The organism is Pseudomonas sp. B2021 (assembly GCF_018135665.1).
Lineage (GTDB): Bacteria > Pseudomonadota > Gammaproteobacteria > Pseudomonadales > Pseudomonadaceae > Aquipseudomonas > Aquipseudomonas lactis.
Genome location: NZ_SMOF01000001.1, coordinates 4461971 through 4487528, shown reverse-complemented (window position 1 = coordinate 4487528; position 25558 = coordinate 4461971). Strand labels below are relative to the sequence as shown.

The window sequence follows — 25558 nt, the reverse complement described above, 5'->3', positions numbered from 1 at the left end:
AGGTCACCGTTTGCTTTTGATGATGGTGCCAAGGCCTTGCAGGTAGGCCACCAATGCGTCCATTTCGGTCTTGCCCTTCACGGCGGCGGCCGCACCGGCGATGTCTTCGTCGGTGTAGGGCACGCCCAGGGTGCGCAAGACTTCCATCTTCTTGGCGGTGTCCTTGCCGTCGAGCTTGTTTTCCACGAGGAACGGGTACGCCGGCATTTTCGACTCCGGCACGACGTTGCGCGGGTTGTACAGGTGCGCACGCTGCCAGTCATCGGAGTAGCGCCCACCCACACGGGCCAGGTCCGGGCCGGTGCGCTTGGAACCCCACAGGAACGGGTGGTCCCACACGCTTTCACCGGCAACCGAGTAGTGGCCGTAGCGTTCGGTTTCGGCGCGGAAGGGGCGGATCATCTGCGAGTGGCAGCCCACGCAACCGTTGGCGATGTAGACATCGCGGCCTTCCAGTTCAAGGGCGGTGCGTGGCTTCATGCCTTCGACCGGCTTGTTGGTCACGTCCTGGAAAAACAGCGGGACGATTTGGGTCAGGCCGCCAATGCTCACGGCGATGACCATGAAGAAGGCCAGCAGGCCGATGTTCTTCTCGACGACTTCATGCTTCATCAGTGAGCTCCCACAACGGCGATCTTGGTGGCGGCTTCGGCTTCAACAGGGTCGCTGGCACGCACGGTGCGCCACACGTTGTAGGCCATCAACAGCATGCCGCTGGCAAAGAACGCACCGCCCAGGGCACGTACGATAAAGCCCGGGTGGCTGGCTTGCAGCGCTTCGACGAAGGAGTAGGTGAGGGTGCCGTCATCGTTGATCGCACGCCACATCAAGCCCTGGGTGATGCCGTTGACCCACATCGAGGCGATGTAGAGCACGGTGCCGATAGTGGCCAGCCAGAAGTGCGCATTGATCAGCCCGACGCTGTGCATCTGCGCGCGGCCGAACAGTTTGGGGATCATGTGGTACAGCGCGCCGATGGAGATCATCGCCACCCAACCGAGAGCGCCAGCGTGCACGTGGCCGATGGTCCAGTCGGTATAGTGGGACAGCGAGTTGACGGTCTTGATCGCCATCATCGGCCCTTCGAAGGTCGACATGCCGTAGAACGCCAAAGACACCACCAAAAACCGCAGGATCGGGTCGGTGCGCAGCTTATGCCAGGCGCCCGAGAGGGTCATCATGCCGTTGATCATGCCGCCCCAGCTTGGTGCCAGCAGGATGATCGACATCGCCATGCCCAGGGACTGTGCCCAATCCGGCAAGGCGGTGTAGTGCAAGTGGTGAGGGCCGGCCCAGATGTACAGGGTGATCAGCGCCCAGAAGTGCACGATGGACAGGCGATAAGAATAGATCGGACGCTCGGCCTGCTTGGGCACGAAGTAGTACATCATCCCCAGAAAGCCGGTGGTGAGGAAGAAGCCTACGGCGTTGTGGCCGTACCACCACTGGATCATCGCGTCCGTCGCACCGGAGTAGGCCGAGTAGGACTTGAACAGGTTCACCGGCAGGGAGGCGTGGTTGACGATGTGCAGCATCGCCGTGACCACGATAAAGGCGCCGTAGAACCAGTTGCCCACGTAGATGTGCTTGGTCTTGCGCTTGACGATGGTGCCGAAGAACACCAGGCCGTAGGTCACCCACACGATGGCAAGCAAAATGGCGATCGGCCATTCCAGCTCGGCGTATTCCTTGGTGGTGGTGTAGCCCAGGGGCAGGCTGATGATGGCGCCGACGATGACCGCCTGCCAGCCCCAGAAGGTGAAGGCGGCAAGGCCATCGGAGATCAGTCGCGTCTGGCAGGTGCGCTGCACGACATAGTAGGAGGTGGCAAACAGTGCACATCCGCCGAAGGCGAAGATCACCAGGTTGGTGTGCAGCGGGCGCAGGCGGCCGAAGGTCGTCCAGGGCAGGTCGAAATTCAATTGCGGCCAAACCAGTTGCGAGGCGATGAACACCCCGAGCCCCATGCCAAGGATCCCCCAGACCACCGTCATGATGGCGAACTGGCGGACTACCTTATAGTTATAAGCAGTCGGACTGATTGCTGTGCTCATTCTAAGGTTCCACGGTTTAGGTTTTTTTATAGGTAAAATCGGTCGCAAGTATGTAGAAAGCGAGGGGCCATTGCAACGCAATGGCTGACCTGGATCAATGCGTTCCACGCCAGATTCTGCGCCCTTTCCATGTTTGGCGTAGGGACAAAATCCAAAATAGAAAGCTGATCGAGTGGACAGGAAATTTCAGGGGCGCAACGGCTACCGTCGCGTAGGCCAGGAATGGTCCACTGTGGGAACAAGCGTAGACCCGAATAGGAGGAGGGGAAAGGTGGGCTTGGAAGGGGTGCGACACTTGGTCGCGCAAATGAAAACAACACCGGATCCCTGTAGGAGCGAGCTTGCTCGCGAAGAACCTGAGGGCACCACGCTTATCCAGTATAAACGCGGCGCTCTGAAGTGCTTCGCGAGCAAGCTCGCTCCTACAGTGAAACGGGTTGCCGCCCCGGGCCGGGGCAGCGGTTACTCGGTCGCGCTGTCTGGCGTTGCACCTTCAGCGTTATGGGACAAGCTGTACACGTAAGCCGCCAGCAGGTGCACCTTGTCATTGCCTTGCAGCACATCCTGGGCTGGCATCTGGCCCTGGCGACCATGGCGGATGGTCTGCTGCAGCTGCGCCAGGCTGGTGCCGTAGATAAAACCGGCAGGCTCGGTCAGGTTAGGCGCGCCCATGGCTTCCACACCGTGGCCTTGTGGGCCGTGGCAGGCCACGCAGGTGGTGTTGAACGCGGCTTGCCCGGCTGCCAGGTCTGCGCTGTTGTCAGCAGGCAACGGCAGCTTGGCCAGGTCGTGGCGCACGTAGGCGGCGACGTTTTTCACCCCGTCCTCGCCCAGCACTTCACCCCAGGCCGGCATCGCCGCGTGGCGACCGTTCAGGATGGTGGCTTTGATAGCCTCAGCCGAGCCGCCCCAGCGCCAGTTATTGTCGGCCAGGTTGGGGAAACCATAGGCGCCCTTGGCGTCCGAACCGTGGCATACCGCGCAGTTGGAGGCGAACAGGCGACCGCCCATCTTCAACGCTTGCGGGTCCTTGGCGACTTCTTCCACCGGCATGGCCGCGAACTTGGCGAAGATCGGCCCGAACCTGGCGTCGGCCTTGGCCATTTCCTTGTCCCATTCCTTGGTCTGGGTCCAGCCGTCTTCATAGCCCGGCAGTACGCCTTTCCAGTTGCCCAGGCCCGGGTAGAGGATCAGGTAGCCGACGGCAAACACCAGGGTGCCGGCGAACAACATGAACCACCACTGGGGCAGCGGGTTGTCGTATTCCTCGATACCGTCGAAGGCGTGGCCCATGGTCTGGTCGACGCTGCCCTTGGTCTCGCCCTTGCGGGTGCCGACCAACAGCCAGGTCAGACCGATCAGGCTGCCCAGGGTCAATACGCAGATCCATGTACTCCAGAACGTAGTCATGGCCGAGTGCTCCTTGTGGCTGGCTCTGCTTGAGCGTCGGGTGGGGAAGGTTCATCGGCAAACGGCAGCAGGCGCGCCTGCTCGAATTCCGCATTGCGGCGGTTGTTGAATACCCACAGCGACAGGCCGATAAAGGCGATGGCGACCACCAGCGTGCCAAGGCCGCGAATGGTGCCTGCATCGAATTCAAATCCCATGGCTCACCTCTTGCTCTTGATGGCAGTGCCGAGCACTTGCAGGTAGGAAACCAGCGCGTCCATCTCGGTCTTGCCCTTGAGGCTGGCGACGGCGCCATTGATGTCGTCGTCGGTGTACGGCACGCCGAGGGTGCGCATCACTTTCAGCTTGGTCTCGGTGTGGCTGCTGTCGACGGCGGCGGTGACCAGCCAGGGGTAGGCCGGCATTTTCGACTCTGGCACCACGTTGCGCGGGTTGTATAAGTGCGCGCGGTGCCAGTCGTCCGAGTAGCGTGCGCCGACGCGGGCCAGGTCCGGGCCGGTACGCTTGGAACCCCACAGGAACGGGTGGTCCCACACGCTTTCGCCGGCCACCGAATAGTGGCCGTAGCGCTCGGTCTCGGCGCGGAACGGGCGGATCATCTGCGAGTGGCACTGCACGCAGCCTTCGCGGATGTAGATGTCGCGGCCTTCCAGTTGCAGCGCGGTGTAGGGCTTCATGCCTTCGACCGGCTTGTTGGTCACGTCCTGGAAGAACAGCGGGACGATCTGGGTCAGGCCACCGATGCTCACGGCAAGCACCATCAGCAGCATCAACAGGCCGACGTTCTTTTCAATCGTTTCGTGTTTCATCATCGACTCCTCAGGCCATTTGCGCGGCAGCGGTGACTTCGGCAGGTTGCGCCGAACGCACGGTGCGCCATGTGTTGTAAGCCATCAGGAACATGCCGCTGAGGAAGATCGCACCGCCCACCAGACGCACGATGAAGCCTGGGTGGCTGGCCACCAGGGTTTCGACGAAGGAGTAGGTGAGGGTGCCGTCTTCGTTGACCGCACGCCACATCAGGCCCTGGGCGATGCCGTTGACCCACATCGACGCGATGTAGAGCACGGTGCCGATGGTGGCCAGCCAGAAATGCGCGTTGATCAGGCCGAGGCTGTACATCTGCTCGCGACCGAAGATTTTCGGGATCATGTGGTAAAGCGCGCCGATGGAGATCATCGCCACCCAGCCCAGCGCCCCGGCGTGTACGTGGCCGATGGTCCAGTCGGTGTAGTGGGAGAGGGCGTTGACGGTCTTGATCGCCATCATCGGGCCTTCGAAGGTCGACATGCCGTAGAACGCCAGGGAGACCACCAGAAAGCGCAGGATCGGGTCGCTGCGCAGCTTATGCCAGGCGCCCGAGAGGGTCATCATGCCGTTGATCATGCCGCCCCAGCTCGGTGCCAGCAGCACCAGTGACATCACCATGCCCAGGGACTGCGCCCAGTCCGGCAGAGCGGTGTAGTGCAAGTGGTGCGGGCCGGCCCAGATGTACAGGGTGATCAGCGCCCAGAAGTGCACGATGGACAAGCGATACGAATACACCGGGCGTTCGGCCTGCTTGGGCACGAAGTAGTACATCATGCCGAGGAAGCCCGCAGTGAGGAAAAAGCCTACTGCGTTATGCCCATACCACCACTGCACCATGGCATCCGTCGCACCGCCGTACAGCGAGTAGGACTTGGTCAGGCTGACCGGGATTTCCAGGTTATTGACGATATGCAAAATGGCCACGGTGATGATGAACGCACCGAAGAACCAGTTGCCCACATAGATGTGCTTGGTCTTGCGTTTCATGATCGTGCCGAAGAACACGATGGCGTAGGCGACCCAGACGATGGTGATCAGGATGTCGATCGGCCATTCCAGTTCGGCGTATTCCTTGGAGCTGGTGTAGCCCAGTGGCAGGCTGATCGCGGCCAGCAGGATCACAAGCTGCCAGCCCCAGAAGCAGAACGCGGCGACTTTCGGCGCGAACAGCTGCGTCTGGCAGGTGCGTTGCACCGAGTAAAAGGAGCTGGCGAACAGCGCACAGCCACCGAACGCGAAGATCACCGCGTTGGTGTGCAAAGGGCGCAGGCGGCCGAAGCTGGTCCAAGGCAAATCGAAGTTGAGCGCAGGCCAAACCAATTGGGCGGCGAGAAAAACCCCGAGCCCCATGCCGACGATGCCCCACACCACCGTCATAATGGCGAATTGGCGGACCACCTTGTAGTTATAGGCGGTACTTAAAGTAGTGTTCATGGTTCCCCATCCACGGTTCAACCCAAGCAAATGCGGCACTTGGGCTGGAGTTATAGGCAGACTAAAAAGCGAGGCAAGCATGGGCAAAGAGCACAAGGCCAGTATTGACGGGGATCAATGGGCGCAGTGTGTACGGGAACATGGCTGGTTGTGGGATGTCGCCACGGGCACGACGTCGGGTGAGCCGGTCACGCTGATCCTAGCCCACGGCGCCGGCGCACCGATGGACTCGGCGTTCATGAACGACATGGCTGCACGCCTTGCCGCGCATGGCGTGAACGTGTTGCGCTTCGAGTTCCCGTACATGGCCCAGCGCCGCTTGGACGGGGGCAAACGCCCGCCGAATCCGGCGCCGAAACTGCTGGAGGCGTGGCGTGAGGTGTATGCCCAGGTGCGACGTCATGTCGCTGGGAAACTGGCGATTGGCGGCAAGTCCATGGGCGGGCGGATGGCCAGTTTGTTGGCCGATGAATTGGGCGCCGATGGGTTGGTGTGCCTGGGCTATCCGTTCTATGCGGTGGGCAAGCCAGAGAAACCCCGGGTGGAGCACTTGGCTGCGCTGAAGACGCCGACGTTGATAGTGCAGGGCGAGCGCGATGCCTTGGGCAATCGGGCGGCGGTAGAAGGTTATGACTTGTCAGACAGTATCGAGGTGATGTGGCTGGTGGCGGGGGATCATGACTTGAAGCCGCTGAAGGCTTCGGGGTTCAGCCATGAGCAGCATCTGGAGGCGGCGGCGGTGCGCGTCGCTGAGGTTCTCAGGGGTTGTTGATCGTTCCCGCGCTCCGCGTGGGAATGCAGCCCAGGACGCTCTGCGTCCCCCTCTAAAATTGTGACGCAGAGCGTCACAGGAGGCGTTCCCACGCAGAGCGTGGGAACGAGCCCGTTCAGCGGTTAAAACGCTCCACCAGCGAGTACTGAGTATTGGCGGTATGCGTCAACTCTTCACTCAGTTGCGCCGAGTTCATCGCCTGCTCCGAGGTCTGGTCCGCCAACAGCGCAATGGTGCTGATATTGCGGCTGATCTCCTCGGCCACCGCGCTTTGCTCTTCGGTAGCAGCAGCAATCTGGGTGGTCATGTCGGTGATATTGGCCACCGCCTCACTGATGCCCACCAAGGCCTGGTCGGCTTCCATCACCCGCGCTACACCTTCTTCAGCCTGGCGGTGCCCGGCGTCCATGGTTTGCACGGCGGCAGCCGCCGTGTGTTGCAGCTTGGCAATCAGGGTATGGATCTGCCCGGTGGATTCGGCCGTACGCTGCGCCAGTTGGCGCACTTCATCGGCGACCACCGCGAAACCACGGCCCATCTCACCGGCACGCGCGGCTTCGATGGCGGCGTTGAGCGCCAGCAGGTTGGTCTGGTCGGCGATGCCTTTGATCACATCAACCACGCCGCCGATTTCATCGCTGTCCTTGGCCAGTTGCGTGACGGTCACACCCGTCTCGCCCACCGCCACCGACAGCCGCTGAATCGCCTCGCGGGTTTCCCCGGCGATATCGCGGCCGCGCCCGGTCAGGCGGTTGGCTTCCTGGGTGGCATCGGCGGTGCGCTGCACGTGGCTGGCCACTTCCTGGGTGGTCGCCGCCATCTGGTTCACCGCAGTGGCCACCTGTTCGGTTTCCACGCGCTGGCGTTCCAGGCCGCTGGAGCTGTTGTGCGCCAGGGTGTTGGACTGCGCCGCCTGGTCGTTGAGGTGCTCGGCGGTGTCCTGCAGGCGGGTAAGACAGGTCTTCAGACGCGCTTCCTGGCTGAGGATCGACATTTCCAGACGCGCTTGTGCGCCACGGCTGTCGGTGTACATCTGCGCGATCAACGGGTCGGACGTGGTCTGTTCGGCCAGGCGCAGCAAACGCTTGAGACCGCGCTGTTGCCAGCTCAAGCCCAGCAGGCCCAACGGCACCGACAGCGCCGCTGCCAGGGCAAAGCCCCATTGGGAGGTGAGGGTGGCGCCGATCATGAAGCTCAGTTGGCTGACCAGGATAAACGGCAGCCAGTCCTGCAGCACCGGCAGCCACTTGTCCCGCTGGGGAACGGCCGACTTGCCCTGGTTGATACGTTGATAGAGCGCTTCGGCCCGGCGGATCTGCTCGGCGGTGGGCTTGATGCGCACCGATTCGTAGCCGATCACCTGGTTGCCGTCGAAGACCGGCGTCACATAGGCGTTAACCCAATAGTGGTCACCGGTCTTGCAGCGATTCTTGACAATGCCCATCCATGGCAAGCCTTGTTTGAGCGTGGACCACATATGCGCGAACACGGCCGGCGGCACATCCGGGTGACGCACCAGGTTATGTGGGGCGCGGATCAGTTCTTCGCGGGTGAACCCACTGATTTCGACAAAGGCGTCGTTGCAGTAGGTAATCACACCCTTGGCATCTGTGGTGGAGATCAACCGTTGCTGAGCGGGGAAGGTACGTTCGCGCTGGGTAACGGGTTGGTTATTACGCATGATTGTTCAATCCGCAAGGCTTTCAGGGGGTATCGGCCATGCGGGGCATTTATTTAACTTATTTTTGCAACAATCCTGCGAACGGTGTTGCCCCTGTAGGAGCGAGCTTGCTCGCGAAACACTCAAGGGCAACGCGTTCATTCAGGATGCCCGCGTTAGCGTTGAAGTCCTTCGCGAGCAAGCTCGCTCCTACAGTAAGGAAGGTTTAGCCTGCGAGCATCGGGTAGGTGAACAACCCGAAGTGCAGCAGATTCAAGCCAAAGTGCGTGGCAATCGCCGCGCCGAGCCCGCCAAAGCGATAGGCCAGGCCGTAACCCACGCCGGCAATACTCGCCAGCAGCATCCACTGCCAACCCGCAGCAAAATGCACCAGGCCGAATAACAGCGAGGCCAACAGCAGCGCGAGGTTCTCGCCATAGGGCAGGTGTTTGAAGCGTCGGCTCAGGCCGCCCTGGATATACCCGCGAAACAGCGCTTCTTCGACCAACGTCACCAGCAGCAGGTTATTCAACACCCACAGCCACGCCTCGTCCGGCCATTTCGGCGCCCAACTGATCATCCCTAGCAGCGCTGCGCCACCCAGGGCGGCGATGGCGGCCAGGGTCAGGGCCACGGCCGTGACGCAGATCGACAGGCGCAATGAGCGTCGCGCCACAATCCATGGGCAGGCCAGCAACAGCCAGAAGCCGATCAGGGGTTTGTCCTGGTTCAGGTACATCGAGAAGGGCACTGAGTCCGGAGTAAAACGCTGGGGCGCAATACCGCGGCCGTTATAGAAACCCGGCAGCCAGTGCATCGCCAGGCCCAGGGCCAGGACAATAAACAAGCCGTGACCCAGGTAGCGCGCCCAAGGGTTGCGTTGCTGGCGCACGGCGTACCCGGCCACCAGCAGCAGTGCGATGGAGACCGCCGCCAGTACGCCCAGTTGGCCGTAGATCAAGGCCACGACATAGCCAATGGAAAGTAGGGTGAGGTACAGCCAGGGCAAAGCAATCATGTGAAATCCTTCGAAAAATCCGGGCAGCATTATAGCGAGTGGCCAGGTTCCAGGGCATGAAAACGCCTCCACGTACAAGGCAAGGGGGAAAGGATTGCAAAGTATGTTTGCGGCTGGTTATAGTCGTCGCGTCTTAGTCCCTTCAAAAAAGATCAGCACATGCCAGCTTCCCAGCGCATAGCGGTAGTCGATTCAGCGGTCAACGCCGTGGTCGTGCCGTGCCGGGGCAAGCAGCCTGAGCAGATCAGTCACTACCCCCCACCTGTCAGTAGCACGCCGGTGTACGCAGTCGTATCACCGCCGGGTGTTGGCATTTCGGGCTGATCAGCAATCCGCTGTTGCCCCGTGCCTGCCTGAAAAAAACCTACTGAAATTCAGTTTTTTACTGAGTCGGCTTTTTAGCCTGATAACAGGTGGTAACCATGTCTGTGCTTTCGAAACAATCCGTGGCCGCGGCGGCCTCGACGAGCGTGTTTGTCTTGCTGTGGAGCAGCGGGGCGATCTTCTCCAAGTTGGGCCTGGCCCATGCTTCGCCCTTTGCATTTCTGTTGATCCGGTTTGCCATCGCCCTGATGGGGTTGGTGGTGTTGGTACCCATCCTCAAGTTGAAGCTGCCTCGTCCCGGCAAACCCCTGCTGTATGCGGCGGCGACGGGCTTGGTATTGCTGGGGGCCTACCAGATTTTCTATCTGCTGGCCCTGGACCTCAACGTCACCCCCGGCGTGATGGCGACCATCATGGGCGTGCAGCCGATCCTTACCGTGGTACTGATGGAGCGCCAACGCTCCTGGCGCCGGCTGTTCGGCCTGGGGTTGGGGTTGGCGGGCTTGATCATGGTGGTGTATCAGGGCATCGGGCTGGCGGGCATGTCCCTGGCGGGGATGCTGTTCGGGCTGCTGGCGCTGGCGAGCATGACGTTTGGCTCGATCATGCAAAAACGCATCACCGACAACCCCTTGGGCACGCTGCCACTGCAATACCTGGCCGGGTTGCTGCTGTGCGCGGTGTTCGTGCCGTTCCAGCCGTTCCACTTTGAACACAGTGCGCGTTTTTACCTGCCGGTACTGTGGATGGGGCTGGTGGTGTCGGTACTGGCGACGCTATTGCTGTACCGCCTGATCGCCCGGGGCAACCTGGTGAATGTCACCAGCTTGTTCTACTTGGTGCCGGCGGTGACGGCGGTGATGGACTACCTGATCTTCGGCAACCGCCTGGCCCTGTTGAGCGTGTTGGGAATGGCGTTGATCATCGTCGGGTTGGTCTTCGTGTTCCGTAAAAACTAAAAACCACTCACTGTAGGAGCGAGCTTGCTCGCGAAGAACGTCAACGATAACGAGGGCATCCTGAATGAACAGGGTGCTCTCGGGTTTTTCGCGAGCAAGCTCGCTCCTACAGTTGTGCGGTTGTTATTTGGACCGGCGCAGTACCAACCACAGCGCCCCGGCAATCAACACTCCGCCATACAGATGGGCCATGGACAACGGCTCATCCAACAGCAACGCCCCCCACAACACGCCGAACGGCGGAATCATGAAGGTCACAGTCATCGACTTGACCGGGCCAATGGATGACAGCAGGCGGAAGTACAGGATGTAGGCAAACGCCGTACACACCAGCCCCAGCCCCAGCAGCGACGACCACACCTGCCAGCCGCCCCAGCTCGCCGGTGGATGGCTGATGGCGCTGTAGGCAAAGAACGGCAACAGAAACAACGTCGCCCCCAACATGCTGCCCAAGGCCGAGAGACGGCTGTCCAACCCGCCGCGCTGGTCCAGCCAACGCCGCGCCAGGAAACCGGCAAAGCCATAGCAGGTGGTTGCCAGCAGGCACGCCAATGCGCCCATCAATAATTCCAGATCAAAGGCCACCGGCCCCGCACGCGTGAGCACGGCAACGCCAAACAGCCCCAAGGCGACACCTGCGATTTTCGACGGCGTCAGGCGTTCGCTGAAAAACAATCCGCCAATCAGCACGCCCATCAGCGGTGTGGTGGCGTTGAAAATCGCCGAATAACCCGCCGGCAGTACCTGCGCCGCCACTGAATACATGGTCGCCGGAATCCCGGAGTTGATCACCCCCAGCAGCAAAACGGTTTTGAACTTGCCCTGGAAATCCCAGCTCACGCGCATCATCGCCAGGATCACCAATAAACCCGCGACGGCAATCGACACGCGGAAGAACGCGGTGGGCACCGTGCCGATTTCCGGCGCGATCATGCGCATAAACAGGAAACTCGCGCCCCAGATGGCAGCCAGCCCCAGCAGATACAGGGTGTCAACAGGTCTCACGGAAAACTCCTACGCCAATCGGGCGCAGAAGTGTTGCCCAGCGGGCAGGTCGGCACAATGGCTAATTGCAGTCAGTTCACAGCCGTGCAAAATCATTCTTCTCCTGCCTCGGTTCACTGGCTAAGCTCTGGGCTTCCAGATACCCGTTCGAGGTTTCCCGCATGTCGCAGTCCGCCCTCGCTATCGCCCGGATGATCCTCGACGGTTTCGACGATTACCGTGAGCACTTCCGCCAGATCACCGATGGCGCCCGTGAGCGTTTCGAGAAGGCCCAGTGGCAGCAGGGGCAGGCCGCGTCGGCCGCGCGCATCAACCTCTATGAAGAGAAAGTCGCTGAGGTCACGACCCGCCTGCGCGCCAGTTTTGACCCTGCGGCGTTGCAGGACATCGGCCAGTGGCCCCTGGTAAAAAGCGCCTATATCGGCCTGATCGATCTGCGTTTTGACGATGAACTGTCCGAGACCTGGTACAACTCGATCTTCTGCGGCCTGTTCAGCCATGACCTGATCAGCGACGGCTGTATGTTCATTCACACCACCCGGCCTAGCCTGCGCCGGGCGCGGGCGGCGCAAACCCGTATCTACACGCCGGCCGGTAAAATAGCGGACATGCTCGCGCAGGTTTTCTCTGACTACAGCTTCAGCGAGCCCTACGCCGACCTGCCCGCCGACCTGCGCCGCCTCGAAGCCCAGTTGCGTGAAAACCTGCCGGATTGGGTGTGCAAGGACCCAGACCTCAAGGTCGAGTTGTTTTCCTCGGTGCTGTACCGCAACAAAGGCGCCTACCTCGTGGGGCGCATCTACACGCGCGACGAACAATGGCCGCTGGTGATTCCGCTGCTGCACCGCGAAGGGCGTGGCATTCAGATCGATGCGTTGATCACCGACGAAGCCGACGTGTCGATCATCTTCTCGTTCACCCGTTCCTATTTCATGGTCGACGTGCCCGTGCCCGCGGAATTCATCGGCTTTCTCAAGCGCATCCTGCCGGGCAAGCACATTGCCGAGCTGTACACCTCCATCGGTTTCTACAAGCACGGCAAATCCGAGTTCTACCGCGCGCTGATCAACCACCTGGCCACCACTGATGACCAGTTCATCATGGCCCCCGGTGTGCGTGGCATGGTCATGAGCGTGTTCACGCTGCCGGGTTTCAATACGGTGTTCAAGATCATCAAGGACCGCTTCTCGCCGTCAAAAAATGTCAACCGCGCCACGGTGATCGAAAAGTACCGCCTGGTAAAAAGCGTCGACCGGGTAGGGCGCATGGCCGATACCCAGGAGTTCGCCGACTTCCGCTTCCCCTTGAGCAAGTTCGAGCCCGAGTGCCTGGCCGAGTTGCTGGAAGTCGCCGCCGGTACTGTGGAGGTAGAGGGCGACACCGTGCTTATCCGCCACTGCTGGACCGAGCGACGCATGACCCCGCTCAACCTCTACCTCGACAACGCCAACCCCGCCCAGGTGCGCGAAGCGTTGGAAGACTACGGCCTGGCGATCAAGCAACTGGCGGCGGCGAATATCTTCCCCGGCGACATGCTGCTGAAGAACTTTGGCGTCACCCGCCACGGCCGCGTGGTGTTCTACGACTACGACGAAATCTGCTTTCTCACCGAAGCCAACTTCCGCCATATCCCCGCGCCGCGCACCCCCGAGGATGAAATGGCCTCCGAGCCCTGGTACTCCATCGGCCCGCTGGATGTGTTCCCCGAGGAGTTCCCGCCGTTCCTGTTTGCCGACGCCGGGCAACGCAGATTGTTCGATGAGCTGCATGGCGAGCTGTACAACGCTGATTACTGGAAAGGCCTGCAGGACGCGATTCGTGCCGGTAAGGTGATCGACGTGTTCCCCTACCGCCGAAAAGACCCTCTGTAACGCATTCCCCCTTGTGGGAGCGGGCTTGCTCGCGAATGCGGTGTGTCAGTCACAGATGTATCAACTGAACCACCGCTTTCGCGAGCAACCCCGCTCCCACATTTTGGTTCGGTTTACTCCCGTTGCAGCTCAACCGGCTGCCCGCTCGGCTGCTTTTCTGCCACACTTGCCGGCCGTGCATAAATAGATGACCGTCGAACTAGCTGATGACAGACCAAGCACCCACCCTCGACCAACTGCTCAAAACCCTCGATCACGCCATGCTCGCCGACCGCCACCGCTTGCGGCGCCAGTTGCTTGAGCTGCGCAAGAAGCCCGACGAGGAGAAGCTGGCGCAGTGGGTGGCGCGCATGCAGGCATCCTGTGCCCAGGTCACGGCGCGGCGCGCCAGCCTGCCGGTGATTCGCTATGACGACAGCCTGCCGATTGCCGCCAAGCGCGATGAGATCAAGGACGCGCTGAACAAACACCAGGTGCTGATCATCGCTGGTGAGACCGGCTCGGGTAAAACCACGCAGTTGCCAAAAATCTGCCTGGAAATCGGTCGCGGCCAGTTCGGCCTGATCGGCCATACCCAGCCGCGTCGGATCGCCGCGCGCAGTGTCGCCAGCCGCGTCGCTGAAGAACTGGCCACGCCGCTGGGCGCGTTGGTCGGCTATCAAGTGCGCTTTGAAGACCAGAGCGATGCCAACACCCTGATCAAGCTGATGACCGACGGCATCCTGCTGGCCGAAACCCAGAACGACCGCTACCTGGAACGCTACGACACGATCATCGTCGACGAAGCCCACGAACGCAGCCTGAACATCGACTTCCTGCTCGGCTACCTCAAGACCCTGTTGCCGCGTCGCCCCGACCTGAAAGTCATCATCACCTCGGCCACCATCGACCTGGAGCGCTTTTCCAAGCATTTTGACGATGCGCCGATTGTCGAGGTGTCGGGCCGTACCTTCCCGGTGGACACTTGGTACCGCCCGCTCACCCTGGAACAGGACGAGGAGGGCAACCGCGTCGAGGACGACCTGACTGTCGACCAGGCGATCCTTGCTACCCTCGATGAAATCGCCGCCTATGAACGCAGCGAACGCCGCAGCCCTGGCGACGTGCTGGTGTTTTTGCCCGGCGAGCGCGAGATTCGTGACGCGGCCGATATGCTGCGCAAGGCCCAGCTCAAACACACCGAGATTTTGCCGTTGTACGCACGGCTGTCGCCGGCCGAGCAGCAGCGCATTTTCCAGTCCCACCCGGGCCGGCGCGTGGTACTGGCGACCAACGTCGCGGAAACCTCGCTGACCGTGCCGGGCATTCGCTATGTAATCGACAGCGGCACGGCGCGCATCAGCCGCTACAGCTACCGCGCCAAGGTGCAGCGTTTGCCTATCGAGGCGATTTCCCAGGCCAGCGCCAACCAGCGTAAAGGCCGTTGCGGCCGGGTTGAGCCGGGCATTTGCGTGCGCTTGTACAGCGAAGAAGATTTTATCGCGCGCCCGGAATTCACCGACCCGGAGATCCTGCGTACCAACCTGGCCGCCGTGATCCTGCAGATGCTGCACCTGCGCCTGGGCGAGATCACCGATTTCCCGTTTATCGAACCGCCGGATGGCAAGGCCATCAGCGACGGTTTCAACCTGCTGCAAGAACTCTCGGCGGTGGACCGCAACAGCCAGCTCACACCGCTGGGCCGCCAGCTCGCCCGCTTGCCGGTGGACCCGCGCATGGGTCGCATGTTGCTGGAAGCGGCCAAGCTCGGCAGTTTGCAGGAAGTGCTGATCGTCGCCAGCGCCATGTCGATCCAGGACCCACGCGAGCGGCCGCCGGAGCGTCAACAAGCGGCCGACCAAGCCCACGCACAGTGGAAAGACCCGGATTCGGACTTCGCCGGGTTGGTCAACCTGTGGCGCGGTTTCGAGGAGCAGCGCCAGGAACTGACCGCCAGCCCGTTGCGCAACTGGTGCCGCAAAAACTTCCTCAACTACTTGCGCCTGCGCGAGTGGCGTGATTCCCATCGCCAGTTGAGCCTGATCTGCCGCGACATGCAGCTGAGCCTCAACAAAGAGCCCGCCGACTATCCGAAGCTGCATAAAGCCGTGTTGTCCGGCCTGCTCAGCCAGATCGGCCAGAAGACCGAAGACGGCGACTACCTCGGGGCGCGGCAGCGACGCTTCTGGATTCACCCGTCTTCGGGCATCGGCAAGAAGCGCCCGCAGTGGCTGATGACCGCCGAACTGGTGGAAACCACCAAGCTCTATGCACGCATGGTGGCGAAAATCGATGCCGATTGGATCGAACCGCTGGCCGGGCACTTGATCAAGAAAAACCACTTCGAACCCCATTGGGAGAAGAAGCGCGGCCAGGTGGTGGCGTTTGAGCAGATCACCCTGTTCGGGCTGATCGTGGTCGGGCGCCGGCCGGTGCATTACGGGCCGATTGACCCGGTGGCGTCCCGCGAGCTGTTTATCCGTGAAGGCCTGGTACGTGGCGAGATTCAGTCCCGTGCCAAGTGCCTGACGGCCAACCAGAAACTGCTGGAGCAACTCGATGAGCTGGAAGCCAAGGCTCGCCGTCGCGACATCCTGGCCGACGAAGAAACCCTGTACGCCTTCTACGATGCGCGCTTGCCCGCAGAGATTCACCAGACCGCCACCTTTGACAGTTGGTACAAGGTCAACAGCCAGAAAGACCCGCAACTGCTGATCATGCGCGAAGAGGACGTACTGGCCCGCGAGGCCAGTGAAGTCACCGCCGCGCATTACCCGGACACCTTGCACTTGGGCGACCTGGCCCTGGCCTTGAGTTACCACTTCGAACCCAACCACCCCCGTGACGGCGTGACCCTGCGGGTGCCGGCGCCGTTGTTGCCGGCGTTGCCAGCCGAGCGCCTGGAGTGGCTGGTGCCGGGGTTGATCGAAGCCAAGTGCATCGCCCTGGTGCGCAACTTGCCCAAGGCGCTGCGCAAAAACTTCGTGCCGGTGCCGGACTTCGTCAAGGCCGCGCTGCAACGCATCGAATTCGGCCAGGGCTCGTTGCCCCAGGCGCTGGGGCGTGAATTGCTGCGCATGACCGGTGCGCGGGTCAGCGATGAGGCGTGGGCCGAGGCGGCGCAGCAGGTGGAAAACCACCTGAAGATGAACCTGGAAGTGGTCGACGGCCAGGGCAAGTTCCTCGGCGAAGGCCGCGACCTGGCCGAGCTGACCGCACGGTTCGCCGAAGCCAGCCAGGCCGCCTTGGCCGTGCCGCAAACCGCGAAAAGCCAGCAACCGGTAGAGGCCAAGGTGTTTGCGGCGGTGGCGCAAAAGACCCAGCAAAACATCGCCGGCCTGTCGATGACGGTGTACCCGGCCCTGGTGGAAGAGAACGGCGCGGTCAAGGAGGGGCGCTTCTCGACTGCCGCCGAAGCCGAGTTCCAGCACCGTCGCGCCTTGCAGCGCCTGCTGATGCAGCAATTGGCGGAACCGGCGAAATTCCTGCGCGGCAAATTGCCGGGCTTGACCGAGTTGGGCCTCATGTACCGTGAACTGGGGCGTATCGACGCGCTGGTCGAAGACATCCTGCTGGCCAGCCTCGATACCTGTGTACTTGAAGGCGAAGATAGCCTGCCACGCGATGGCGCTGGCCTGGCAGCCTTGGCTGAACGCAAGCGCGGCAGTTGGACCGAGCACGCCGAGCGCCTCGCGCGCCTGACCCTGGAGGTGCTGAAGCTCTGGCACGGCCTGCAAAAGCGCTTCAAGGGCAAGATCGACCTGGCCCAGGCCGTGGCCTTGAACGATATCAAGCAGCAACTGAGCAACCTGGTGTACCCAGGCTTTGTACGGGAAACCCCGGCCCAGTGGTTCAAGGAACTGCCGCGTTTTCTCAAGGCCATCGAGCTGCGCCTGGAAAAACTGCCGAGCCAGGTGCAAAAGGACCGTGTGTGGAGCAGCGAGTTAGGCGGTTTGTGGGCGCAGTACCAGAACCGCCTGAACAAACACACCCAGGAAGGCAAGCGCGACCCGCAACTGGAGCTGTACCGCTGGTGGCTGGAGGAGTACCGGGTGTCGCTGTTTGCCCAGCAGTTGGGCACCAAGGTACCGATTTCCGATAAGCGCCTGAGCAAGCAATGGAGCCAGGTAGAGCCCTGAACCCCTGGCCCACCTGTAGGAGCGAGCTCGCTCGCGAAAAACGTCAACGATAACGCGGGTATCCTGGATAAGCGCGTTGCCTGTGGGTTCTTCGCGAGCAAGCGCGCTCCTACAGGCATTAGGGCAAGCCCCATCCCACAATGGGATGTTTGTCTGGCCTATAGCGCCAAATCCCCAGGGTTGTGGCAAACTTCGCGGTTACAAGAGTGAATAAAAGCATTGCCAGTTTGATGCCCGCTGGATGACATCAAACCACTTTAAGTTTGGTACGACGGTACCAATATCTTCTGCCTGACAGATTTAGAGGAACGACCGTGCATAACGTCGTCATCAGCGGCACTGGCCTGTACACCCCGGCCAACAGCATTTCCAACGAAGAGCTGGTGCAGTCTTTCAATGCCTACGTACAACAGTTCAACGCCGACAACGCCGCCGCTATCGAACGTGGCGATGTGCAGGCGCTGACCGAGTCGAGCGCGGCATTCATCGAAAAGGCATCCGGCATCAAGAGCCGTTTTGTGATGGACAAGGACGGCATCCTCGATCCGCAGCGCATGGCTCCACGCCTGCCCGAGCGCAGCAACGACGAATGGTCGGTGCTTTGCCAGATGGCCATCGGTGCCGCCGAACAAGCCCTGCAGCGCGCCGGCAAGACCGCCGCCGATATCGACGGCGTGATTGTCGCCTGCTCCAACCTGCAACGCGCCTACCCGGCGATCGCCATTGAAGTCCAGGAAGCCTTGGGTATCCAGGGTTTCGGTTTCGACATGAACGTGGCGTGTTCCTCGGCCACCTTCGGCATCCAGAACGCGGCCAACAGCATCCAGTTGGGCCAGGCCCGGGCGATCCTGATGGTCAACCCGGAAGTCTGCACCGGCCACCTGAACTTCCGTGACCGTGACAGCCACTTCATCTTCGGTGATGCCGCCACGGCGGTGATTCTGGAGCGTGCTGACCTGGCGACGTCCGAACATCAGTTCGACGTGGTGAGCACCAAGCTGCTGACCAAGTTCTCCAACAACATCCGCAACAACTTCGGCTTCCTCAACCGCACCGCGGAAGAGGGCATCGGCGCTCCCGACAAGCTGTTCGTGCAGGAAGGCCGCAAGGTGTTCCGTGATGTCTGCCCGATGGTGGCCGAATTGATCGGCGAGCACTTGGCAGAAAACCAGCTGAGTGTGACCGATGTGAAGCGTTTCTGGCTGCACCAGGCCAACCTGAGCATGAATCACCTGATCGTCAAGAAGCTGCTGGGGCGCGACGCGTCGGTGGAAGAAGCGCCGGTGATCCTCGATACTTACGCCAATACCAGCTCGGCCGGCTCGGTGATTGCGTTTCACACTTATCAGGATGACCTGCCCAAGGGCGCGGTTGCCGTACTCAGCTCCTTTGGCGCCGGGTATTCGATTGGCAGTGTGATCCTGCGCAAACGCTGAGTATGTGGGAGCTGGCTTGCCTGCGATGGCATCACAGTGGTGTGCCTGATACACCGAGGTGTCTGCATCGCAGGCAAGCCAGCTCCCACAGGGTCGGGTGTGCACTTTTAGATCGAGGTTTGAATGGCAGCAGCGGACGACACGCACCTGCTTGAACGCCTGCTCAAGGGTGAGCAGCAGGCTTATAAGGAATTGGTCAACACCTACCAGAGTGCAATGCGGGCAGTGGCCTATGCCATCGTCGGCCAGCGCCATGCCGATGAGGTGGTGCAAGATGCCTGGCTCTCGGTGGTGCGCAACCTGGCCAAGTTCGAAGGGCGATCCAGCCTCAAGACGTGGTTATTAACCATTACTGCCAACTCCGCAAAGAGTCGTTACAAACAAAATCGTCGGGAAGTGCTGCTCGACGACTTGCCCTCACCCCACGGCACTATCGGCGATGACCGCTTCAGCCCCGATGATGGCCATTGGGCTGTCGCCCCGTATGCCTGGCACCAGGACACCCCGGAAGCGCTGCTGACCGAAGATGAATTGCGCCAATGCCTGGAGCATACGATTCTGAGCTTGTCCGAATTACAAAGCAGTGTGCTGGTGTTGCGTGAACGCCAGGGCCTGGAGCTGGAAGAGATCTGTAATCTTCTCACCCTTTCACTCTCCAACGTCCGTGTGCTGTTGCATCGAGCACGGCTTAAAGTCTTCGCCACGGTGGAGCATTTTGAGGAAACGGGCGAATGTTGACCTGTAAAGAGCAAGTAGCGCGTTCCAGTGACTATCTCGATGGGCAATTGACCTTTCGGGAGCGTCTTATGGTGCGTCATCACTTGATGTTTTGCCCGAACTGCCGGCGCTTTATCCGTCAGATGCGCCTGATGCAGGCGACGCTCAAGCGTATGCCGCAGGAGCCGGTGGAGGGTGTGGATGCGCTGGCTGAACAACTGGCGGCCGAGCGGCGTAAAGACATCATGTAGGAGCGAGCTTGCTCGCGAAGAACGTCAACGATAACGCGGGTATCCTGGAGAACCGCGTTGCCTGTGGGTTCTTCGCGAGCAAGCTCGCTCCTACAAGTTAAGCATTAGAACTTGGCTTCAGCATCCAGTTGCAAGGTGTTGGTGTCGGCATCCCGCTGGGTCCGGCTGGCAAAGTCAGCCTTGGTCAGGAAGTAGGTGGCGCCGATGGCGAAGTTCTTGTCGATGTCGTAGCTGACTTTCATCTTGTGACCGCGCGAACCGGTGGTGCCGTTGGCGAAGTCCGAATCGGTGAAGGCGCCTACGACGGCATTACGTTGAACGTCGCGGTAGTTGTAGTCCAGGTTCAAACCGAACACCTTGGACTTGGCACCCAGCAACCAGGCGGTGTCCTGGTCGGTCACCGCATCGTTGTTTTTCACGTACTGGCCGTAGAACGACAGCGGCACAGCCAGGCCACCGATGTCTGCTTGCGCAAAGCCTTCGTACAAGCGGAATTCGTTGTTGGCCGAGTTGCCGTTGACCGCCAATGCGCAAGGCGTGGTGGTGGTTGTGCAACGGCTGTCTTCGTCATTCTTGTAGGCGTAGATGCTGCCGCCCAAGGTCATTTTCAGGTTGTCGGTGACCGAGAAACGCGTACCCAACTGGCCGGACGTCAGGCGCAGGTCATGGCGAAATTGCACGCCGTCACCGTCCACGTTGTCCTTGAGGTTGTAGTTACCCAGGCTGCCGAACAGTTCTGCGCTGCTCCCCAGCGGGTATTTGTAGGTGACGGCCAGGCCTTCAGGGTTGATGTCGCTATCCCAGATCACGTCGCCCATGTTCACCCACGGTTGCAGCATCTTGCCGCCGATCACGTGCAGGTTCTTGATCTGGTCCGGGTGGTAGTCGATGTAGCCGAGGTCCAGCCAGATCGATTTCTTATCGAAGTAACCATCTTGGTCCTGGTTAGTGGAACGTGCATCGTCGCCGCCGCCGGTGGCGATACGGATACCGGTGTCCACTTGCGGGTTGATTTCGGTGTAGGCACCCAGGCGCGCACGGATACGTTGACGGTCCTTGTCACGCCCACCGTTGTTGGGCTCGCCGTCGATCTTGATGGTTTCCTGACGGAAGCGCACATCACCCTTGAACTGGGTCTTGGCTGCCCAAGCCAATTTCTGGTCGAAGCTGCTCAGCTCGTTGGTTTTTTTCGCAGTGGCCGCGATCTGCTCGTTGGTCTCTTGTTGAGCCTGGCGGGCGATCTGTTGTTCTTTCTGATCCCTGGCCAGTTCCATTTGCAGTTCGGTGTACTGCGCCGCGGTGATCTGGCCGTTGGCCTTGAGCATGTCGAGCAATTTAGCGTCGACTGCAGCGCTGGCCGGAACGCTCAGTGCCAGCAACAGGCCGCCACACAGGACCGCCGCAGTTTTAGTGGAAGCAAGACGCATATCAATCTCCGAAAGTGAGGAGGGAGGGCAACACCCTCCAGAACACAACCGACCCATGACGGACGGAAAAAATGTCGCCCGGTAGACCCGGACGCTCTAAAAACTGGCGTCAGTATCGCGACCGTTTATGACGGAGTAGTGGCTAAGTGATTTCATCTAGATGACAAATCGTTGCGCTACGGAACTAAGGGTTTTGACGTCTGTCCGCGTGTTTTCTGGGTGTGTGTGCGGCTGTGATCAGCGATACTCGCCAGGTTTTCATGCCAAGAAACAATGAGGATGCCGATGCCGCTGCAACGCCTGGACAGCCTGTCCGATATCGCTGCGCACACGTGGGATGCCCTGATGCCACAGGCCCAGCCGTTTATGCAGCATGGGTTTCTGAGCGCGCTGGAAGACAGTGCCAGCGTCGGCCCGCATTCGGGCTGGCAGACGGAGCATTTGCTGCACTGGGAAGGCGACCGGTTGATGGCGGCATTGCCGGGTTATCGCAAATGGCATTCGTATGGCGAGTACGTGTTCGATCACGGCTGGGCCGATGCCTGCGAGCGCGCCGGCATCGACTATTACCCCAAGTTGCTGACGGCCGTGCCGTTCAGCCCGGTCGGTGGGCCGCGTGTGTTGGCTGCCAGTGCCGCAGACGCTTTCGAATTGCTCAATAGCCTGCCGGGGTATCTGGAGATCGAAGGCCTGTCGAGCGCCCATATCAACTTTACCGATGCCCTGGCCGATGAAGCCATGGCTCAACACCCCGGCTGGTTGCAACGCCTGGGTTGTCAGTTTCATTGGCAGAACCGAGGCTACCGCGACTTCCAGGATTTCCTCGACGCCCTGAGTTCACGCAAGCGTAAACAGATGCGCAAAGAGCGCGAACAAGTGGCAGGGCAGGGTATCGAGTTCGAGTGGCTGCAAGGCCATGAGCTGAGCGAAGCGCAATGGGACTTTGTCTATGCCTGCTATGCCAACACCTACGCGGTGCGCCGGCAATCGCCCTACCTGACCCGCGCGTTTTTCAGCCTGCTGGCTGAACGCATGCCCGCAGCCATCCGCGTAGTCTTGGCCAAACAAGGCACGCGCCCGGTGGCCATGGCCTTCAGCCTGCTTGGTGGCGACAGCTTCTATGGCCGCTACTGGGGTTGCCTGGCGGAATTCGACCGCCTGCATTTCGAAACCTGCTTCTACCAGGGCATGGACTACGCCATCGCCCACGGCCTGCAACGCTTCGATGCCGGTGCCCAGGGGGAGCACAAATTGATTCGCGGGTTTGAACCGGTGATTACGCGCTCATGGCACTACCTGCGCCACCCGGGGTTGAAGAACGCTGTGGAGGATTTTCTTGAGCGCGAACGGGTGGGGGTTCTGGCGTATGCCGAAGAGGCGAGGGCGGCTTTGCCTTATCGGCACTCTGACGGAACGTAAAACACCTTGTAGGAGCGAGCTTGCTCGCGAAGAACGTGCAGACGACGCGGGATTACAGCTTTAAGCACCGCGTCATCGTTGGCGTTTTTCGCGAGCAAGCTCGCCCCTGCAGGGAGTGGGTCAAGCTGTTTTTTCTGCACCCAACCATCGGTAGGTATTGCCGCCGATCACCGCGCCGAGGATCGGCGCGAGCCAGAACAGCCACAACTGCTGCAGCGCCCAGCCGCCGACAATCAACGCAGGCCCCGTGCTTCGGGCCGGGTTGACCGAGGTGTTGGTCACCGGGATGGAGATCAGATGGATCAGCGTCAGCCCCAGGCCAATGGCGATGGGCGCGAAGCCTGCCGGGGCTCGACGGTCGGTGGCGCCAAGGATGATCAGCACGAACATCGCGGTCATCACCAGCTCACAAACAAAGCCTGCCGCCATGGAATAACCACCGGGCGAATGCTCGCCATAGCCATTGCTTGCCAGCCCGGAGGCCAGTTCGAACCCAGGCTTGCCGCTGGCGATGAAGTACAGCAGTGCGGCGGCGATGGCGCCTCCGATCACTTGCGACACGATGTAGGCTGGCAACTCCTTGGCCGGGAACCTGCCGCCGACCACCAGCCCCACCGAGACGGCCGGGTTAAGGTGGCAGCCGCTGATATGCCCGATGGCAAACGCCATGGTCAGTACCGTGAGCCCGAAAGCCAGTGACACACCGAGCAGGCCGATGCCTACATGGGGGAACGCTGCGGCCAACACCGCACTCCCGCAGCCACCCAACACCAGCCAAAACGTACCCAGTCCTTCCGTTACGGAACGTTTGAACAGTGACATGAACACTTCCTTAGATTGCTCTATCTGATTAACGGTCTGTGTGGCTTCCCTGCCGCCTTAAATCAGGGCCCTCCTGGGGCCTGATTGCAGTACAGCAGGATTGTGTCGCAAGACCAGGCAGATAGAGAAAGCTGTCAGAATTGTTCGGAATTGAACGGCGGTTTACCCAACAAAATCAGTCTATACCGACAAATCCCCCGGTTTGATGCTGCCATAACCGCGAATAAAGCCCGCCGTATGCCAGCAACTCGGAATGGCTGCCGCTTTCGGCGATCTGGCCTTTTTCCAGCACCACCAGGCGGTCCATGCGTGCGATGGTCGACAACCGGTGTGCGATCGCAATCACCGTCTTGCCCTGCATCAGGGTTTCCAGGCTCTCCTGGATCGCCGCTTCCACTTCCGAGTCCAGCGCAGAGGTGGCTTCGTCCATGATCAGGATCGGCGCGTCCTTGAGCAGCACGCGGGCGATAGCGATACGCTGACGTTGCCCGCCGGAGAGTTTCACCCCGCGCTCACCCACATGGGCATCCAGCCCGGTGCGGCCCTCGGAGTCCGACAGCAGCGGGATGAACTCATCGGCGCGGGCCTTGTGCACCGCCGCCCACAGTTCTTCGTCAGTCGCGTCGGGCTTGCCATACAGCAGGTTGTCGCGGATCGAGCGGTGCAGCAACGAGGTGTCTTGGGTGATCATGCCGATCTGTGCGCGCAGGCTTTCCTGGGCCACTTCGGCGATGTCCTGGCCGTCGATGAGGATGCGCCCGCCCTGCAGGTCGTAAAGGCGCAGCAGCAGGTTGACCAGCGTCGACTTGCCCGCGCCGGACGGGCCGATCAAGCCGATTTTTTCCCCGGCCTTGATCTCAAGGTTGAGGCCGCCAATGATTCCGCTCTTCTTGCCGTAGTGGAAGTCCACTTGCTCAAAGCGTACCTGGCCGTGGGGCACCGTCAGTCGCGGAGCGTTTTCACGATCGACCACGGCCAGTGGCTGGGCGATGGTTTTCAGGCCGTCCTGCACGATACCGATGTTTTCGAAGATGCCGTTGACCACCCACATGATCCAGCCGGACATGTTGACGATGCGGATCACCAGGCCGGTGGCCAGGGCAATTGCGCCCACGGAAATCAGCGACTGCGTCCACAGCCACAGGGCCAGGCCAGTAGTGGTGACAATCAGCAGGCCGTTCAGAATACAGATCACGGTGTCCATGCTGGTGAGTACGCGGGCGGCCAGTTGGGTTTTTTCGGTCTGCTCGATGATCGCTTGCTTGGCGTATTCCTGTTCATTCTGCGTATGGGCGAACAGCTTCAAAGTGGTGATATTGGTATAGCCGTCGACAATTCGGCCCATCAACTTGGAGCGCGCCTCCGAGGAGACCACTGAGCGTTCTTTCACGCGAGGTACGAAATAACGCAGGGCCAGGCTGTAGCAAACGATCCAAGTGATCAGCGGAATCATCAACCGCCAGTCGGCCTCGGCAAACAACACCAGGGCACTGATGGCGTAGATCGACACGTGCCAGATAGCCTCTGCGGTCGCCACCGCCGAGTCACGCAAGGAGTTGCCAGTTTGCATGATCCGCTGGGCGATGCGCCCGGCGAAATCGTTCTGGAAGAAATTCAGGCTCTGTTTGAGCACGTAGCTGTGGTTTTGCCAGCGAATCAGGCTGGTCATGCCGGGGTTGATGGTCTGGTGCACCAGCAAGTCATGCAGGCCGTTGAAGAGCGGGCGCAACAACAGGGCGACCACGGCCATCCAGATCAGCTCGGCGCTGTGGATCTGGAAGAAGTTCGCCGGTGGCGTGCCCTGGGCCAGGTCGATGATGCGGCTCAAGTAGCTGAACAACGCCACTTCGATCAGGGCGCCCACCAGCCCCACCACCAACAGCGCGGCAAAGCACGGCCACACCTGGCGCAGGTAATAGAGATAGAAGGGCAGGACTTTTTCGGGAGGGGCCGCGCTGGGGGCGTCGCGGAAAATATCGATCAGCTGTTCAAAACGACGATAGAGCATTAGGTTTGACGCCCGCCGGGCGGGCTCTCCTTTCAAAGGTGCA

The 25558-nt window shown here is 60.8% G+C and carries 20 protein-coding genes; 8 read left to right on the top strand and 12 right to left on the bottom strand.

The window, feature by feature from the left end; all coding sequences use genetic code 11:
• Positions 1-3 precede the first annotated feature (3 nt).
• The 6 genes from ccoO (E1K68_RS20080) to ccoN (E1K68_RS20055) all read right to left on the bottom strand — a co-directional run bounded on the left by ccoO (E1K68_RS20080) (position 4) and on the right by ccoN (E1K68_RS20055) (position 5708).
• Positions 4-612 carry a cytochrome-c oxidase, cbb3-type subunit II gene (ccoO, locus tag E1K68_RS20080; RefSeq protein WP_003193167.1) on the bottom strand — a complete coding sequence of 203 codons (609 nt, stop codon included), beginning with the start codon at positions 610-612 and terminating at the stop codon, positions 4-6.
• Positions 612-2054 (bottom strand): cytochrome-c oxidase, cbb3-type subunit I, encoded by a 1443-nt coding sequence (gene ccoN, locus E1K68_RS20075; RefSeq protein ID WP_003193164.1) that lies wholly within the window; start codon positions 2052-2054, stop codon positions 612-614. Before ccoN (E1K68_RS20075) ends, ccoO (E1K68_RS20080) begins: the two co-directional genes overlap by 1 nt.
• Positions 2055-2516: 462 nt before the next feature.
• A complete protein-coding gene (gene ccoP / locus E1K68_RS20070) occupies positions 2517-3464 on the bottom strand; it encodes a cytochrome-c oxidase, cbb3-type subunit III (RefSeq protein WP_003193162.1) in 948 nt (315 codons plus the stop codon).
• Positions 3461-3661 (bottom strand): cbb3-type cytochrome c oxidase subunit 3, encoded by a 201-nt coding sequence (locus E1K68_RS20065; RefSeq protein ID WP_003193161.1) that lies wholly within the window; start codon positions 3659-3661, stop codon positions 3461-3463. Before E1K68_RS20065 ends, ccoP begins: the two co-directional genes overlap by 4 nt.
• Before the next feature lie 3 nt (positions 3662-3664).
• Positions 3665-4273, bottom strand: coding sequence for a cytochrome-c oxidase, cbb3-type subunit II (gene ccoO / locus E1K68_RS20060; RefSeq protein WP_003193159.1), 609 nt, complete (start codon positions 4271-4273; stop codon positions 3665-3667).
• Positions 4274-4283: 10 nt separating this feature from the next.
• Positions 4284-5708: a cytochrome-c oxidase, cbb3-type subunit I gene (gene ccoN / locus E1K68_RS20055; RefSeq protein WP_003193158.1), complete on the bottom strand. Its 1425-nt coding sequence runs from the start codon at positions 5706-5708 to the stop codon at positions 4284-4286.
• Positions 5709-5787: 79 nt separating this feature from the next.
• On the opposite strand from ccoN (E1K68_RS20055), the gene E1K68_RS20050 reads away from it, so the two are divergent.
• Entirely contained in the window at positions 5788-6480 is a 693-nt protein-coding gene (locus E1K68_RS20050) for an alpha/beta family hydrolase (protein WP_003193156.1), read from the top strand.
• A gap of 115 nt (positions 6481-6595) precedes the next feature.
• Here the strand turns inward: E1K68_RS20050 and E1K68_RS20045 are convergent, their stop codons facing one another.
• The gene (locus E1K68_RS20045) at positions 6596-8161 is read right to left on the bottom strand and encodes a methyl-accepting chemotaxis protein (protein WP_003193153.1); all 1566 of its coding nucleotides are present in this window, start codon (positions 8159-8161) and stop codon (positions 6596-6598) included.
• Between the two features lie 205 nt (positions 8162-8366).
• The gene (locus E1K68_RS20040; protein ID WP_003193151.1) at positions 8367-9158 is read right to left on the bottom strand and encodes a CPBP family intramembrane glutamic endopeptidase; all 792 of its coding nucleotides are present in this window, start codon (positions 9156-9158) and stop codon (positions 8367-8369) included.
• Positions 9159-9580: 422 nt separating this feature from the next.
• On the opposite strand from E1K68_RS20040, the gene E1K68_RS20035 reads away from it, so the two are divergent.
• Positions 9581-10441, top strand: a complete 861-nt coding sequence (locus E1K68_RS20035; protein ID WP_034136158.1) for a DMT family transporter — start codon at positions 9581-9583, stop codon at positions 10439-10441.
• A 123-nt stretch (positions 10442-10564) separates the two neighbouring features.
• Here E1K68_RS20035 and E1K68_RS20030 read toward each other — a convergent pair whose 3' ends face one another.
• On the bottom strand, positions 10565-11446 hold the full coding sequence (locus E1K68_RS20030; RefSeq protein ID WP_212614579.1) for a DMT family transporter: 882 nt from the start codon (positions 11444-11446) through the stop codon (positions 10565-10567).
• A gap of 161 nt (positions 11447-11607) precedes the next feature.
• Between E1K68_RS20030 and aceK the strand changes: the two genes are divergently transcribed.
• The 5 genes from aceK (at position 11608) to E1K68_RS20005 (ending at position 19839) form a co-directional block, all read left to right on the top strand.
• Entirely contained in the window at positions 11608-13317 is a 1710-nt protein-coding gene (gene aceK / locus E1K68_RS20025) for a bifunctional isocitrate dehydrogenase kinase/phosphatase (protein WP_003193146.1), read from the top strand.
• Between the two features lie 206 nt (positions 13318-13523).
• Positions 13524-17435, top strand: a complete 3912-nt coding sequence (hrpA, locus tag E1K68_RS20020; protein ID WP_057709752.1) for an ATP-dependent RNA helicase HrpA — start codon at positions 13524-13526, stop codon at positions 17433-17435.
• 314 nt (positions 17436-17749) lie between these two features.
• Complete coding sequence (locus E1K68_RS20015; protein WP_003193141.1) at positions 17750-18871, top strand: beta-ketoacyl-ACP synthase III; 1122 nt, start codon at positions 17750-17752, stop codon at positions 18869-18871.
• A 123-nt stretch (positions 18872-18994) separates the two neighbouring features.
• Entirely contained in the window at positions 18995-19609 is a 615-nt protein-coding gene (locus E1K68_RS20010) for an RNA polymerase sigma factor (protein WP_003193139.1), read from the top strand.
• Complete coding sequence (locus tag E1K68_RS20005; protein ID WP_003193137.1) at positions 19603-19839, top strand: zf-HC2 domain-containing protein; 237 nt, start codon at positions 19603-19605, stop codon at positions 19837-19839. Before E1K68_RS20010 ends, E1K68_RS20005 begins: the two co-directional genes overlap by 7 nt.
• 104 nt (positions 19840-19943) lie before the next feature.
• Here the strand turns inward: E1K68_RS20005 and E1K68_RS20000 are convergent, their stop codons facing one another.
• Positions 19944-21266, bottom strand: coding sequence for a putative porin (locus E1K68_RS20000; protein WP_003193136.1), 1323 nt, complete (start codon positions 21264-21266; stop codon positions 19944-19946).
• A gap of 285 nt (positions 21267-21551) precedes the next feature.
• On the opposite strand from E1K68_RS20000, the gene E1K68_RS19995 reads away from it, so the two are divergent.
• Positions 21552-22685: a GNAT family N-acetyltransferase gene (locus tag E1K68_RS19995; protein WP_034136154.1), complete on the top strand. Its 1134-nt coding sequence runs from the start codon at positions 21552-21554 to the stop codon at positions 22683-22685.
• Positions 22686-22805: 120 nt separating this feature from the next.
• Here E1K68_RS19995 and aqpZ read toward each other — a convergent pair whose 3' ends face one another.
• Both aqpZ and E1K68_RS19985 read right to left on the bottom strand, forming a co-directional pair.
• On the bottom strand, positions 22806-23507 hold the full coding sequence (gene aqpZ, locus E1K68_RS19990) for an aquaporin Z (protein ID WP_212614578.1): 702 nt from the start codon (positions 23505-23507) through the stop codon (positions 22806-22808).
• A gap of 175 nt (positions 23508-23682) precedes the next feature.
• Positions 23683-25515 (bottom strand): ABC transporter ATP-binding protein, encoded by a 1833-nt coding sequence (locus E1K68_RS19985; protein WP_003193125.1) that lies wholly within the window; start codon positions 25513-25515, stop codon positions 23683-23685.
• Between the last annotated feature and the right edge of the window lie 43 nt (positions 25516-25558).